The following is a 14075-nucleotide window of genomic DNA, read 5'->3' as shown; positions in this document are numbered from 1 at the left end:
AATCTTCCGGAACTCGCGCAAAACACTATCAAACTCGCGCATAAGTGACACGATCTCGTGCAAAACACATCCGGTACGCGGGGAGGTTTGCTGCGCGGGAATCTGTATGGGCCCCCGCACTGCCAACGACGCGATTCCCAAGAAAATAGCTCCGGTTTCCGTTAATGTTGCCAAGGAAATTCGGTTATCATATAATAGTATCGTTGTAATTCCTCTTTTCCCTCTTTCGGCCTGCATTGCGCCAGGTCCCAATCAATCGGGCGACGCCAGCCCTATATTGCATACTCTTGCAAGACACAAGAATTCTAAAAAATTGAATAGGATAGGTAGACGGAGTAGAATACTGTCTGCAGTTGTCTAAAATGTCTGATTACAAATCGGGGGTGTTTTTTGTTGAAGTTATCACCAGTTGAACAGGAAAAATTGATGTTGCACATGGCGGGAGAGCTTGCGCTGAAGCGGAAGGCCCGTGGGGTGAAGTTGAATTACCCTGAGGCTGTGGCTCTTATTTGTCATTTTATTATGGAAGGCGCGCGTGATGGTAAGTCCGTCGGGCAGTTGATGAGTGAAGGAAAGCAGTTGCTGACAGCGGACGATGTGATGGAAGGCGTCGAAGATATGGTGAAGGATGTGCAGATTGAGTGCACGTTTCCGGACGGAACAAAATTGGTTACGGTGCATCACCCAATTCAATAATAGAGGGGGTTTTTCGTTTTGAAACCAGGAGAGATCAAGGCTGCCGAAGGATGGATTGATATCAATGTAGGACGTGAAACGAAGACGGTGAAGGTCGCAAATACAGGCGACCGTCCGATTCAAGTCGGGTCTCACTTCCATTTCATAGAGGTGAATAAATTTCTTGAATTCGATCGTGAACAGGCGGTCGGGATGCATTTGAATATACCTTCCGGAACAGCGGTGCGCTTTGAACCGGGAGAGGAGAAAGAAGTGGAGCTTGTCGAGTTTGGCGGGAAGCGCCATGTGTTCGGTTTGAATCAATTGACGGAAGGTTCCACTCATAAAAGAGATGAAATTGTTGAGAAAGCGTCGGATGGTGGATTTAAAGGAGCTGACAGTTAAGTGAGAATTACACATGAGCAGTATGCAAGAATGTTCGGCCCGACTGTGGGCGACAAGGTCCGATTAGCGGATACCGATTTATGGATTGAAATCGAAAAGGATTATACAACCTATGGAGATGAAGGCATTTTCGGCGGCGGTAAATCCCTTCGCGTTTCGATGGGACAGAACAGTGAGAAGACATCCGAAGAAGGCGTGCTTGATACGGTCATTACAAATGCGACGATCATTGACCATACAGGGATTGTGAAGGCGGATATCGGAATTAAGAACGGTAGGATTGTCGGTATTGGCAAGGCGGGAAATCCGAATACGATGGACGGCGTCGACCAGGATATGATCATCGGAGTCGGCACGGAAGTATACGGCGGCGAAGGTTTGATTGCGACAGCGGGCGCGGTTGACACACATATTCACCTCATCAGCCCGCAGCAGGTGGATGTGGCGTTGAATGCCGGAACGACAACATTCATTGGCGGTGGGACAGGACCTGCATCTGGTTCGACAGCGACGACGGTGACGCCGGGGAAATGGCATTTGCATCGTATGCTTCAGCAAATTGAAGACATTCCGTTGAATATAGGGATTTTCGGGAAAGGAAGCGCTGCTTTTCCTGAACCGCTTGTTGAACAAGTCCGAGCGGGTGCAATTGGCATGAAGATCCATGAGGACTGGGGGGCGACTCCGTCTGCGTTGGATCAAAGCTTGAAGGTGGCGGATGAATATGATATTCAGATCGCTTTGCACTCCGATACGTTGAATGAAGCTGGGTTTGTCGAGGATACGATCAATGCGATCGATGGACGGGTCATCCACGTTTTCCATACGGAAGGTGCGGGCGGAGGCCATGCGCCTGACCAGTTGAAAATGGCGTCATTGCCGAATGTATTGCCTGCTTCGACGAATCCAACGAAACCGTTTACAGTCAATACGATTGATGAGCATATGGACATGCTTATGGTTTGCCATCATTTGAAGCGCGATGTGGCGGAAGACGTTGCTTTCGCAGACTCGCGAATCCGTCCGGAAACAATCGCAGCGGAGGATATAATGCAGGATCTTGGAATTTTGAGCATCATGTCATCTGACTCCCAAGCGATGGGCCGTGTTGGTGAAGTGGCGATACGGACATGGCAGACAGCGGATAAGATGAAGAAGCAGCGAGGTCCGCTTCCGCAAGATGAAGGAAAGGGCCATGATAATTACCGCGTTAAGCGATACATTTCAAAATATACGATCAACCCTGCGATTGCCCAAGGAATTGCGCATGAGATCGGTTCCATTGAGGAAGGGAAATTGGCGGATATCGTTTTATGGGATCCCGCATTTTTCGGCGTAAAAGCGCAAGTTGTCATTAAAGGCGGCATCGCGATGTATGCAATGACGGGTGATCCAAATGCCTCTATTCCAACTCCACAGCCATTGATGGGCCGTCGGATGTACGGCTATCATGGTCAAGGTCCTCAAAATGCCGCAATGACATTCCTGCCAAAAATTGCAGTGGAGGAAGGACTTCCGGAACAGCTAGGGCTGAAAAAGATGATCGGAACGGTGAAAAATTGCCGCAATGTATCAAAAGCGGACATGAAGCATAATAGCGAAATGCCCGTAATTGACGTCGACCCAGAGACATACGAAGTGAAGATCGACGGCGAACTCGCCACATGCGAACCAGTCGACGTACTGCCAATGGCGCAAAGGTATTTCTTATTCTAAAGCGAAGGGTGCCTGCCTAGGGGCGACAGACATAAGGCGAAGACGCGGAGTGGAAGGTTTTCCACGGAATGGCTTTGACTTATGATCCGAGCCCCTGGCACCGGAGCCTGGATGTTATTCTAAAGATATAAAGGAGAATACAAGATGCTAATTGAAAAAATCATACGCAATATCGGTGATACAGAAGAAATCTCAGGAAAACGCATCGAATGGGTCGAACTCGAATGGGAAGAATTAAGCAAACGGATTTTCCGGACGGAGACGACAGAAGGTACGGATGTCGCATTGCGCATCGATCAGGAAGAGCCATTGAAATACGGTGACTTGCTGTTCGAAGACGACGAGCGATGCATCGTGATCCGGACGAAGATGGAACCGGTTATCGTTATTCGACCGAAAGATATGGTCGAAATGGGCAAAGCTGCATTCGAGCTTGGCAATCGCCATACTCCAGCGTTAATCGAAAAAGACGAAATTGTTGTCCGTGCAGATCACACGTTGGCGCCATTATTGGATGAGGTGGGTGTGGACTATGAGACGACAGAACGAAGATTCAAACAACCTTTCAAATACCGCGGCCATTCCCACTGATATACAGTTTTTGCGATTGCTTCAAATTCACGATTCGGCATTCCCGATCGGCACATATACGCAATCATACGGAATGGAAACGTATATCCAGGAAGATATTATCCGGAAGAAAGAAGAGCTGATCGACTTTTGCACGACTTTCCTCCATCAAAATCTCGTATACGGCGATGCCATTCTCATTCAGGAAGCGCATAAGGCCGCAAAGCATCGGGATACGGATAGACTTATGCATTTGGAGAATCTATGCGGAGCCATCAAACTTGCGAAAGAATCCCGCGACGCGAGTGTCAATTTGGGCAGGCAGTTTATCAAAACAGTTTCACCGCTCGTCGAGGATGCTTTTTTCGACGAGTGGAAAAGCCGGATCGATGCAAATGAAATAAAAGGGCATTATGCAATCCTTTACGGAATTTATTGCGCTGTTAATGATATGGATGCGCATTATGCAGTCCTTTCGTATTTATTTTCGTCGGTGAATGGGCTTGTCCAAAACGCAGTGCGTGCAGTACCGTTCGGACAAAATACGGGTGTGCAAGCAATGCATCAATTGTCTGAAGAAGTCGTTGCAGCAGCTGAAATTGTTGCCGGTTTGCAAGAATCGAATATTAGCAACAATGCACTAGGCATTGAGCTTGCATCGATGAAGCACGAATATTTATTTTCAAGATTATTTATTTCATGACAGGAGGCGTTTCTATATGAAACCAGTACGAATCGGAATCGGGGGTCCCGTCGGATCGGGCAAAACATCGCTCGTCGACGCATTGACCCGCGCAATGCATGAAGATTATAACGTTGCAGTTATTACGAATGATATTTATACACGTGAGGATGCTCAATTCTTAATGAATCACGGTGTGTTGAATGAAAACAGGATTCTCGGAGTGGAGACAGGCGGATGCCCGCATACGGCGATCCGTGAAGATGCTTCCATGAACTTCGCGGCAATCGATGAGCTGAAAGAACGTTTCAATGATCTTGACATCGTTTTCGTTGAGAGCGGCGGAGATAACCTGTCCGCGACATTCAGCCCTGAGCTTGTAGACGGATATATTTATGTAATCGACGTTGCAGAAGGACAAGATATTCCGAGAAAAGGCGGCCCGGCGTTAACGAGATCCGATCTTTTATTGGTCAATAAAACTGACCTTGCACCGCATGTCGGCGTTGACCTTGAATTGTACGAGAGCGACGTGAAGAAGATGCGAGGCGGCCGCCCTTACGTTCTTGCGGATGTCCGTACACGGAAAAATGTCGACCAAATCGTCAATTGGATCAAACGGAATATGTTGCTAGAAGGCGCAGGGACTTCAAGTGCTGGCGAGTAAAGTTACTCGCCGACACCATAATGGAGTGCTGGATATGGTGTTTGAGCCGAGAAGAGGCTACACCCGGATGCCGCATGTATTCCAGCAGCCTCCTTTGAAGGCGAGCCGCGAGTTATACGAAGGTGATGACCCTACGGCGACGGTCTATATGATGGAGTCGTCGGGCGGAATGGTGGCAGGCGACCGGAATGACATTACCATCCGGCTTTTGCCCGGAAGTAAGGCGCGGATCATCCAGCAATCGGCGTTGAAAGTGTACAGGTCCCATACAGGCGAAACTTGCGTGCAATCGATCGATGTAGAGGTCGCAGAAGAGGCGCGTCTTGAATGGATGCCTGAAGTGATCATCCCATTCGCAGATTCCAAGTTTCAGATGGAAACGACGATCCGTTTAGCGAAAGGCTCTACTTTGCTTTGGGGAGAAATTCTCGCTCCTGGCCGGGAGATGCGCGGGGAAGTATTCGATTTCTCTTCATTAAAATCAATGATGAAGATTTATGTCGATGAGGAGCTGCTCGCCTTCGACAGCATTCATTTCGTCCCAGAAAATCTACATCTCAATAAACTTGGTTTACTTGAAGAGGCATTGTATGTCGGATCCATTTGGCTCGTTTCTGAAAAAGCGGACAAAATCGATCTACGGGCGATTCAGGAAGCGATGAACGTTGGTGACGGATTAAGGGCAGGCGTTACCAGACTTGCTGGAAATGCGGTGCATTGCCGTTTTCTTGGGGTCAATCAATGGAGACTGCAGCAGGAATTGAAACGAGTCTTTTCCGAACTGTCAGCGCTCATATGAAAGTGCGAGGGAAACTATGTATAAACGAAAACTAATGATAGTCTTAATTGGAATAATCATGCTCGTTGCCATTGCAGGATGCGTGAAAAAAGAGACGTCTGTCGAGAAAGAAAACAGTCTTATTTATGCTTCAGAGTCAGAGTTTGATGGGCTGAATCCGCTTCTTGAGGAAACGAATTTGGATGCGCTTCTGTTCCGTGGGCTGTTCCGCTTTGACGAAAACAATGTACCGAAAGAGGATATTGCGGAGTCGTTCACTATGACGGATGACAAATTGACATACACGTTCAAGTTAAGAGAGGACATCCGATTTCACGATGGTGAGCCGCTAACTGCGGACGATGTCATCTTTACGATCGAAAGTGTTTTGGACGACAAGAATGCATCGTTTCTGAAGTCCGATTTCAATGAAGTAGAATCATTGAAGAAGTTTAACGACTATGAATTTGAACTGAAGCTGAAGCATCCTTTCACGCCGATCCTCGATAAGTTGACATTGCCGATTTTGCCGAAGCATGCGTTTGAAGGAGTAGATATGCGGACAGCAGATTTCAATAGCCATCCGATCGGTGCAGGGCCATATCAGTTCGACCGATGGGATCGGGGAAATAGCTTGACGTTGAAAGCTTATGAGCAATTCTATGGCACGAAACCATCCATCGAGAAAGTCATTTTCAAATTCATTCCTGACAGCAACGTACGGGCATTGCAATTGGCTTCGGGCGAAGTCGATATTGCTTTGCTCGACCCGGTGCAAGTCGCTGAACTGGAGAAACGAGATCATGTGAAGATTTACAATATCGATACTGCGGACTACCGCGGAATCCTTTTCAATATGCAAAATGATTTATGGCAAGATGTACGGGTGCGGCAGGCATTCAGCTACGCCATCGATCGGGCGCAAATTGTGAAGGGCATTTTGAAAGGGTATGGGGAAGTGGCTTATTCGCCGCTTCAAAAACATGCTTTTCATAATGAAAACATCGAAAAATACAGTTTCGATATCGCGCGTGCCGAAGCCTTGCTGGATGAAGCAGGTTGGGAAAAATCAGAAGACGGTTTCCGTTATAAGGACGGTAAGAAGCTGAGCTTTACGATTACGGCCCCGGCTTCCGATGCGGTGCGTGTCAATATGGCGAACTATGCCGCGGAAGGCTTCAAGTCCATCGGAGCGGATGTCGACGTGGCGGCGCTTGATTGGAGCGCCATCACAATTGAAGAGACAGATGCTTTCATGATTGGATGGGGCAGTCCGTATGACGCGGATCATCATACGTATAGCTTGTTCCATTCTTCGGAATCAAGTTTGACAGGGTCCGGTTATAATTACGGAAGTTATTCAAATGAAAAAGTAGATGCATTGCTTGAAAAAGGGCGTTTGTCGATGGACGAGCAGGAAAGGAAGGCTAGCTATATGGACTTCCAAGAAGAATTGGCGAACGATCCGGCATTCGCATTCATTGCATATGTCAATGCAGTGTATGGCATTCATGGAAATATCGAAGGCGTAAAGGAGCGTACGCTTGGTCATCACGGCTCCGGTTTCCTTTGGAATGTCGAGGAGTGGAAGTGGAATGACCGTTAAATGGGTTGGGAAGCGCATGATGTTGGGGATACTCGTCCTCTTCATCGTGAGCTTCCTCTCTTTTTTCATTATGCATGCGGGACCGGGAAGTTCTGCGACTGCCTATTACGGAGGCAACGCCCAAACGTTGACTGCCACAGAAAAAGAGCGGATCAGCAAGGCTTTTGCATTGGACCGTCCGCTGATCGTCCAATACGGGGCATGGTTGAAGGAGACCGTGAAAGGGAATCTCGGCATGTCTGCTGGTGTTGGCCGTCCTGTTGCTGCGATTCTTGGAGAGCGGCTGCCGAATACGTTATTGTTGTTTGGGGCATCGATGTTTTTCATTATTACGGGGTCGATTTGGCTCGGGATGGCGGCGGGCATGCGGCCTGGATCGTTGCTGGATAGAGGACTATCGGCGTTCAGCATCGCGTCTTCCTCGATTCCGGCGTTTTGGCTCGGAATTTTATTCATTTATATATTCGCTGTTACACTAGGTGTCTTGCCGTCGTCCGGAACGAGAAGCCTAGGAGGGGATGGCGGTTTTGGTGACAAAATGAAACATCTCATCATGCCAGCGGCTGTCATCGTTTTGACGCATGTCGGACTTTACGCTCGCTTCCTTCAAGAAAGCGTCAAATCTGAAGTTGGGAGCTATTATGTAATGACGGCAAGGGCGAACGGGGTGGAAGAGCGGGTGATTAGGCGAGGTGTATTGCGAAATGCCTTCATCCCATATTTGAACTACCTCGGAGTTACAATCCCTTCGTTTTTCGGCGGCTCTGTCATTGTGGAAGCTTTATTTTCCTGGTCAGGACTCGGACAATTGCTCGTGAAGTCGGTCATGGTGAAGGATTATCCGTTGCTGATGGGCGGCATCATGCTGACTGGTTTGATTGTCGTCATCAGTCTTTTTGTCATTGATGTGCTCATGTATCTCCTCGACCCGAAACTCCGGAAAAGGGAGGTGGGCGTATGAAATCGCGGAAGAAACTTGTCTTCTGGTGCTCGCTTTTAGGTTTGATTCTCGCTTTGACGTTGTTTTCGGATTTTTTGGCAACACAACCTGTGAATGAAATGGATTTGGATGCGGTTTATGCGCCGCCGGGTGAAGGCCATCTGTTAGGGACAGACCATCTTGGCAGGGATGTCTATTCTCGTTTATTGCAAGGCGGAAAGGTGACATTGGCTGTCGCGGGCTTGTCGGTCGTTTTGTCATTTGTAATCGGTGTCCTATACGGAGGAATTAGCGGATATGTCGGCGGCTGGACCGATAGTGTCATGATGCGGGTTTTGGAAGCCCTTATTTCAATTCCTTCCCTCATTTTCGTCTTGGCATTTCAGGCGATCATGCAAGGCGGAATGTGGGGGATGACATTTATTATTGGCGTGACGGGCTGGTTTACAACCGCTCGGATTGTCCGCTCGGAATTCATCCGGCTGAAGGACGCGGAATATGTGAAGATGGCGAAAATGTTCGGCACACCGTTGTGGAAGATCATTACGGGCCATCTGTTGCGCAATAGTCTGCCGCCGCTTTTTGTCGTGACGATCTTCAATTTGGCAGGTGCCGTGTTCATTGAAGTGTCCCTCAGCTTCCTCGGGGTCGGCATTCCTCCTTCGGTTCCGTCGTGGGGTAATATGCTGTATAATGCTCAAAATGATTTATTGATCGGCGCTTGGTGGATCGGTGTTTTCCCGGGGATATTGATCTTCATGACGATCTTATCCATTAACTTCATCGGGGAAGCGTTGAAGGATCCTGAAAGGGGGCGGTTCGGTGCTTGAGGTGAAAGGGTTATCGATAGTTATTAATGGAACTCCTGTTGTGAATCAAAGCTCGTTTTTCATTCCGAAAGGGAAAGTGACGGCAATGATCGGCGAAAGCGGCAGCGGGAAAAGCATGACGGTTGCATCGATATTAGGCATATTGCCGATTGGTGCGCATGTGTATGGAGAAATTCGTTTCAGAGGCAAGGATCTGTTAGCAGCCTCGCAGAAAGATATTTTGGCATTGCGGAAACAGGAGTTTTTCACAATCTTTCAAGATGCATTGAACAGTTTCAATCCAAGTGTGAAGATGGGACGACAGCTTTATGCATTTTCTGCAGGCCGAATCGGTGATGATGAGGCTAGCTTTCTAAAGAAGATGAAGGAGATTCTTAAAAGGCTGAGCTTATCCGAAGACATATTGGGTCGGTATCCATTCGAATTATCCGGAGGGATGCTGCAACGATGCATGATTGCTTGCGCTCTGTATGTTGAACCAACCTTGCTCATTGCAGATGAACCGACGTCCGCTCTCGATAAAGTTGTGCAGAAGGAGTTTTTGAAATGGCTCCGTCTATTGAATGAAAACGGAACGACGGTGTTGATTATCACACATGACTTGGATGTCGTGGCGGATACGGCCGATGTAATGATCGTCATGCGGAAAGGCGAGGTCGTGGAGACGGGTGCTGTTGCAGATGTCTTTAGTAAACCGGTGCATGAGTATACGAAGCGTTTGCTGGATAGCCGATTTTAAGAAAGGGGGCGTGGGAATTGTTGCAAGTGGAACATCTTTCAAAAAGCTATGGCAAGGGAAAACGCCGGAAGACTGTTCTTCACGATATTAATTTGTCGATAGGTGAAGGGGAGCTCGTCGGAATCGTCGGCGAAAGCGGCAGTGGGAAAAGCACGCTGGCACGTCTCATCATGCGATTAGAGCCTGTGGATGAAGGAACGATTGCATTCTCTGAAACGGATGATTTCTATGCCTCCTGTCAAATCGCCTTCCAAAATGCGTCCGCCGCCATGAATCCTTCCTGGACAGTCCGCGATATTTTAAAGGAGCCGCTTCGGTCTATGAAAGGCGATCGGGATGCGCATATAAAATTGATGCTTGGAACGGTCGGATTGGAAGAAAAACATTTGGATCGGCGCCCTTCGGAGTTAAGCGGTGGTGAGCGGCAACGCGTGAATTTGTTGCGCTCGATGCTAATTGAGCCGAAGCTCTTAATATGCGATGAAATCGTGTCCAATCTCGATCGTCTAATCCAAAAGGAGATTGTCGAGCTCATTCAGAAATTGAACCGGGAGACGGGCATGGCAATTCTTTTCATTTCCCATGACTTAAAAGTTGTACAGCATTTATGCGAGCGAGTGTATGTAATGGAAGGCGGAAGGATTGTCGAGGAAAGCGTGAAGCGGGATGGCTGTTTTTCATTCATGCATCCTTATTCCCGCCAATTATTTGAGTGAGCTTGTTCAACTAATTAGGTAGTGGGTATACTGGAATAGAGAATTGAGAGGGAGATGGATTATGGAACAACGACCTATGAGTCAATCACGCACGATCATTTCGAAACTTGTATTACCGCCGGACACAAACCATATGCAAACAATTTTTGGTGGAAAAGTTCTGGCGTACATAGATGAAATTGCCGCTATTACGGCGATGAAACATTCGAACAAGTCGGCTGCCGTTACAGCCTCCATCGATTCAGTCGACTTCCTGTCGTCCGCGAAGGTCGGGGATGTACTTGAACTCGAAGCCGTTGTCAGCTCAACAGGGCGCACGTCGATGGAAATATTCGTCTCGGTGCACTCGATGGATCTGTTGACAGGCGCGAAAAAGCTGACGACCGAATCATTCTTGACGATGGTCGCGATGGATGAAAACAACAAACCGACTCCGGTTCCAGGCGTCTATCCGGAAACCGAAGCGGAAAAACGCTTATTTGAAACAGGCCCCGCCCGCCGGAATCACCGGATACTGCGGAGGGAAATAAAGCATTAATGAAAGTCGCCTTTATGGGCGGCTTTTTTTTCTTGAAACCTCCAACGGAATTTTCCGTATATAAGGAAAGGAGTGAGCATGATGAGAGCGGATATAAACGAACGGCAAATGGAACTGACGATGCTCCGGAATGAGCGAAATCGAGTGAACCGCAGGCTGGAAGGTGCGGAGGCACAATATAAGGAAGCGGTTCAGTTGCGTGATCGCCTGCATCGACAGCTGTCGAAGGAGCAACAGGACGTTGTGAAGTTGGGCAAGTTTTCATTTGCAAATAAAATCAAAGAGTGGACGGGCAAATGGGATGAACAGATGGAAAAGGAAATCAATGAAGTCGCGGAGGCCGAGTTGAAATACAATGAAGCTGAAAAGACGGTAACCGACTTGGAGGCGGAAGTCGGGCGGCTGCGCGCAGAGATGAAACGTGATGATTTCCTTTATGTAGATGAAGATTGGGAGGACTTTTTGAAAGAGAAAGAGGCGTGGATCCGGCAAAACGATACGACGGCGAATAGCACACTGCAGAAAATTGCTGACGACCGGGTGCGGGTGCGTTCATTGGTGAGAGAAATCGACGAGGCATATGAGGCGGGCGACAAGGCAAAACGGGCGTTGGACGCCGCACTCGACAAGCTTGGCAATGCGGAAGGGCTGTCGATGTGGGATACATTTTTAGGCGGCGGGCTTATCGTTTCTGCAATGAAGTATTCAGAAATGAACAGCTCGGACGATCTTGTGCACCGCGCGCAACGGGCACTTCGCCATTATGAGACGGAATTGATGGACGTTCAAAATGCCGCCACGGAATCGTTTAACGTGAATCATAACGACTTTTTCACTTTTACGGATATTTTCTTTGATAATATCTTCTCCGACTGGGCGGTACATTCCCGGATTACGGACGCAAAAAGTAAGCTGAACACCGTGCTTCACGACGTCCGCCGCGTGCAGGATCAGTTACGGCGGAAACGTGATGAAGCAATGGAAGAATTAAAGCGCCTTGATCAGCAGGAGAAAGATATTATTGTGTCTTAATCAAACTCTAAAAACTCAATACGATTGCCGAACGGGTCGTGTGTGAAAAATCGGGCACGTCCTGCGATCGGAGGTTCTTCTGAAATTATACATCCGGCTGTTTCCAATCGGGATTTCAATTGTTCAAGCGCATGTACGGTGAAGCCGGGATGCGCTTTTTTGGCAGATGTGAAGTCTGCTTGGATGCCGATATGGACTTCCTGTGCGCCGCATTTGAACCAGCATCCGCCGCGCCCCTGCAAGTTTTCCGGCTTTGGGATTTCTTCCATTCCGAGCAGGTTGCCGTAAAATTCGCGTGCTTGCTCTTCGGAGTGAGGAGGTGCAGCAATTTGGATATGGTCGATGCCAGTGAGAAATTGAGTCATAGTAATTCGCCCCTTTTGTTTTGTTATTTATAGTGTAGATGAGTTTTTCAAGAGAAGCTATGACGGGAAATGAAACAACATGTATAAGTTTTTATTATGGTAATTATACTTTGTAATAAGTGACTCGAGTAATAGTATCTTCGCCGTGCAAAATGCTTTTGGCAAGCTGAAGGTTTTTCATTATCTATTGAATCTGGAAAGTTATCTATTGAATCCGGAGAGTTATCTATTGAATAGCAGAAGTTATATATCGAATCACAGAAGTTATCACCAAAAAGGGACTTTCGATTTATTTCTCATGAATCACTCAAATATCTTTACACTACCACACAACATAGTGTACTATGTAACTAATACACCGATACGGAAGGAGGTAGACAGGTGAAGCAGTGGAACGGTTTATTGCAGAAGGAATGGGTGCAGTGGAGAAGCCAGATCATCGTGCTGGTGATTCTGCTATTGGCGGGATTGTTTATATTGCCGTCATTGGCAGGGGTGCTTGCAGTAGGGGAAGTTCCCGTATTTGAAATTACGATGGTCATCGGCTTCATAGCGGCGGGTGCATGCATATTGGTTCCTGTCATTGCGTTCTCGATGATGTTCAACAAGGACATGAAAAGGCCTGATTTATGGTTTCATTCTACGGCTTCTACAGTGAAGCTTGTCGGGGTGAAAATGGTGATGTCAGCCGGATTGGGCTTGGCATACTTGCTTGTTACGGTACTAGTCGTTGCAATTAGATATGCAATTACACCTCAACCGGAAGCCATTTTCAATGAGTTATTATTTTATGGAAGTTTGCTGGTCATCGGAGTTTTTCTCGCTTCCATACAGTTCATGGTTTACGGATTTTTCTTTATCGTCATCGACCAGTTGTTGAAGCCTTTTCTTAAAGGATTTTCCTTTGTTGTTACATTAATTTTATTCATCATTTCAGTTAGGATTTACGGAGAGATTACGGGTTCCGATTTATACGAGAAATTTATAAGGGTTGGCAGTATTGATCTGATGTCTCTTAAAAACCCGGCGATCGATCTCCAATATGATTACTTCACGGTCACGAATACAGTTTTATACGCAGGAGAGATCATATTCGCTGTTCTCTTTACTGTCGGCTTGTTCTATTTGGCGATCACCTTGTTTGAGAAGAGGGTGAGGCTATGACGAGCTGGAACGGTTTATTGAGAAAAGAGTGGGTGCTCATGCGATATTCACTAGTAACGTTTATGGTAGTCTTTGTCTTGATTGCCGTGTCAAGTTTTGCACCTATGGCGGTTGGCGGTATTATGGATGGAGTCGAGCTTACTCAAATGTTTTCGATGATGCTTATATTTATGGCAGCGGCATTTTTCCTCAACAGCCTTCATACGGATACGAAGCAACCTGATGTCTGGCTTCACTCCCCCTTTTCGATTGTGAAACTTTTGGGGGTCAAGGCATTCACGTCAATTCTATTTGTTTTGGGAGGTTTCATCATTTGGAGCGGGATAGGGGTAGGTGCCTATCTCATCGGTGGTTTTGCTGGTGGAATCCCTGGACCTACATCATTGCTAAAGATACTCGTCAATACTCTTTTCTTCATTTCCGCCGGCCTGCTTATTTGGGTAATCTATAAGGTTATAGAAACCAGGATTGGTTGGTTGGCTGCGATTATTTCATTAATCCCCATCTCTATCGCAGCAATGATATGGGGACTTCTAATTGCAGTGTGGGAGAAGATGGAACTCCCTTTCAGTTCTATTATATATATCACCGTTTCAATCGTATTATTCGCAAGCGGCGCAATATTGCTTGAAAAGAAAGTGAGGTACTGACG

17 protein-coding genes are annotated in these 14075 nt (G+C 47.3%); 16 read left to right on the top strand and 1 reads right to left on the bottom strand.

Annotated elements, in window-relative coordinates; genetic code table 11:
• Positions 1–393 precede the first annotated feature (393 nt).
• The 14 genes from ureA (at position 394) to AC0L13_RS19390 (ending at position 11894) form a co-directional block, all read left to right on the top strand.
• Entirely contained in the window at positions 394–696 is a 303-nt protein-coding gene (gene ureA / locus AC0L13_RS19455) for an urease subunit gamma (protein ID WP_473647149.1), read from the top strand.
• Between the two features lie 18 nt (positions 697–714).
• Positions 715–1080 carry an urease subunit beta gene (ureB, locus tag AC0L13_RS19450; protein ID WP_473642383.1) on the top strand — a complete coding sequence of 122 codons (366 nt, stop codon included), beginning with the start codon at positions 715–717 and terminating at the stop codon, positions 1078–1080.
• Positions 1081–2796, top strand: coding sequence for an urease subunit alpha (gene ureC / locus AC0L13_RS19445; protein WP_473642382.1), 1716 nt, complete (start codon positions 1081–1083; stop codon positions 2794–2796).
• Between the two features lie 144 nt (positions 2797–2940).
• The gene (locus AC0L13_RS19440; RefSeq protein ID WP_473642381.1) at positions 2941–3387 is read left to right on the top strand and encodes an urease accessory protein UreE; all 447 of its coding nucleotides are present in this window, start codon (positions 2941–2943) and stop codon (positions 3385–3387) included.
• Positions 3329–4069: an urease accessory protein UreF gene (locus AC0L13_RS19435; RefSeq protein WP_473642380.1), complete on the top strand. Its 741-nt coding sequence runs from the start codon at positions 3329–3331 to the stop codon at positions 4067–4069. Before AC0L13_RS19440 ends, AC0L13_RS19435 begins: the two co-directional genes overlap by 59 nt.
• Before the next feature lie 16 nt (positions 4070–4085).
• Positions 4086–4715: an urease accessory protein UreG gene (gene ureG, locus AC0L13_RS19430; protein ID WP_473642379.1), complete on the top strand. Its 630-nt coding sequence runs from the start codon at positions 4086–4088 to the stop codon at positions 4713–4715.
• A 34-nt stretch (positions 4716–4749) separates the two neighbouring features.
• Entirely contained in the window at positions 4750–5514 is a 765-nt protein-coding gene (locus AC0L13_RS19425; RefSeq protein ID WP_473642378.1) for an urease accessory protein UreD, read from the top strand.
• Positions 5515–5530: 16 nt separating this feature from the next.
• On the top strand, positions 5531–7099 hold the full coding sequence (locus tag AC0L13_RS19420) for an ABC transporter substrate-binding protein (protein ID WP_473642377.1): 1569 nt from the start codon (positions 5531–5533) through the stop codon (positions 7097–7099).
• Entirely contained in the window at positions 7089–8060 is a 972-nt protein-coding gene (locus tag AC0L13_RS19415) for an ABC transporter permease (protein WP_473642376.1), read from the top strand. The genes AC0L13_RS19420 and AC0L13_RS19415 overlap by 11 nt, the downstream gene beginning before the upstream one ends.
• Entirely contained in the window at positions 8057–8869 is an 813-nt protein-coding gene (locus AC0L13_RS19410) for an ABC transporter permease (RefSeq protein WP_473642375.1), read from the top strand. Before AC0L13_RS19415 ends, AC0L13_RS19410 begins: the two co-directional genes overlap by 4 nt.
• Positions 8862–9608, top strand: a complete 747-nt coding sequence (locus tag AC0L13_RS19405; protein ID WP_473642374.1) for an ATP-binding cassette domain-containing protein — start codon at positions 8862–8864, stop codon at positions 9606–9608. Before AC0L13_RS19410 ends, AC0L13_RS19405 begins: the two co-directional genes overlap by 8 nt.
• Before the next feature lie 26 nt (positions 9609–9634).
• The gene (locus AC0L13_RS19400) at positions 9635–10324 is read left to right on the top strand and encodes an ABC transporter ATP-binding protein (RefSeq protein WP_473647146.1); all 690 of its coding nucleotides are present in this window, start codon (positions 9635–9637) and stop codon (positions 10322–10324) included.
• Between the two features lie 61 nt (positions 10325–10385).
• Positions 10386–10862 carry an acyl-CoA thioesterase gene (locus AC0L13_RS19395; RefSeq protein ID WP_473642373.1) on the top strand — a complete coding sequence of 159 codons (477 nt, stop codon included), beginning with the start codon at positions 10386–10388 and terminating at the stop codon, positions 10860–10862.
• A gap of 81 nt (positions 10863–10943) precedes the next feature.
• Positions 10944–11894 carry a hypothetical protein gene (locus tag AC0L13_RS19390; RefSeq protein WP_473642372.1) on the top strand — a complete coding sequence of 317 codons (951 nt, stop codon included), beginning with the start codon at positions 10944–10946 and terminating at the stop codon, positions 11892–11894.
• Here AC0L13_RS19390 and AC0L13_RS19385 read toward each other — a convergent pair.
• The gene (locus AC0L13_RS19385; protein WP_473642371.1) at positions 11891–12259 is read right to left on the bottom strand and encodes a VOC family protein; all 369 of its coding nucleotides are present in this window, start codon (positions 12257–12259) and stop codon (positions 11891–11893) included. The genes AC0L13_RS19390 and AC0L13_RS19385 overlap by 4 nt on opposite strands.
• Positions 12260–12640: 381 nt before the next feature.
• Between AC0L13_RS19385 and AC0L13_RS19380 the strand changes: the two genes are divergently transcribed.
• Positions 12641–13423 (top strand): hypothetical protein, encoded by a 783-nt coding sequence (locus tag AC0L13_RS19380; RefSeq protein WP_473642370.1) that lies wholly within the window; start codon positions 12641–12643, stop codon positions 13421–13423.
• On the top strand, positions 13420–14073 hold the full coding sequence (locus tag AC0L13_RS19375) for a hypothetical protein (protein WP_473642369.1): 654 nt from the start codon (positions 13420–13422) through the stop codon (positions 14071–14073). Before AC0L13_RS19380 ends, AC0L13_RS19375 begins: the two co-directional genes overlap by 4 nt.
• Positions 14074–14075 lie beyond the last annotated feature (2 nt).

It is taken from the genome of Sporosarcina sp. QA0331 (assembly GCF_055808055.1).
This window is presented reverse-complemented; position numbering and strand designations above follow the sequence as displayed.

Excerpts from the sequence above, each read along its gene's own strand:
- AC0L13_RS19385 (WP_473642371.1), bottom strand. The coding sequence starts at position 12,259 with ATGACTCAATTTCTCACTGGCATCGACCATATCCAAATTGCTGCACCT.
- ureG (WP_473642379.1), top strand. The coding sequence starts at position 4,086 with ATGAAACCAGTACGAATCGGAATCGGGGGTCCCGTCGGATCGGGCAAA.
- AC0L13_RS19375 (WP_473642369.1), top strand. The coding sequence starts at position 13,420 with ATGACGAGCTGGAACGGTTTATTGAGAAAAGAGTGGGTGCTCATGCGA.
- AC0L13_RS19435 (WP_473642380.1), top strand. The coding sequence starts at position 3,329 with ATGAGACGACAGAACGAAGATTCAAACAACCTTTCAAATACCGCGGCC.
- AC0L13_RS19440 (WP_473642381.1), top strand. The coding sequence starts at position 2,941 with ATGCTAATTGAAAAAATCATACGCAATATCGGTGATACAGAAGAAATC.
- AC0L13_RS19420 (WP_473642377.1), top strand. The coding sequence starts at position 5,531 with ATGTATAAACGAAAACTAATGATAGTCTTAATTGGAATAATCATGCTC.
- AC0L13_RS19425 (WP_473642378.1), top strand. The coding sequence starts at position 4,750 with ATGGTGTTTGAGCCGAGAAGAGGCTACACCCGGATGCCGCATGTATTC.
- AC0L13_RS19415 (WP_473642376.1), top strand. The coding sequence starts at position 7,089 with ATGACCGTTAAATGGGTTGGGAAGCGCATGATGTTGGGGATACTCGTC.
- AC0L13_RS19395 (WP_473642373.1), top strand. The coding sequence starts at position 10,386 with ATGGAACAACGACCTATGAGTCAATCACGCACGATCATTTCGAAACTT.
- AC0L13_RS19410 (WP_473642375.1), top strand. The coding sequence starts at position 8,057 with ATGAAATCGCGGAAGAAACTTGTCTTCTGGTGCTCGCTTTTAGGTTTG.
- AC0L13_RS19390 (WP_473642372.1), top strand. The coding sequence starts at position 10,944 with ATGAGAGCGGATATAAACGAACGGCAAATGGAACTGACGATGCTCCGG.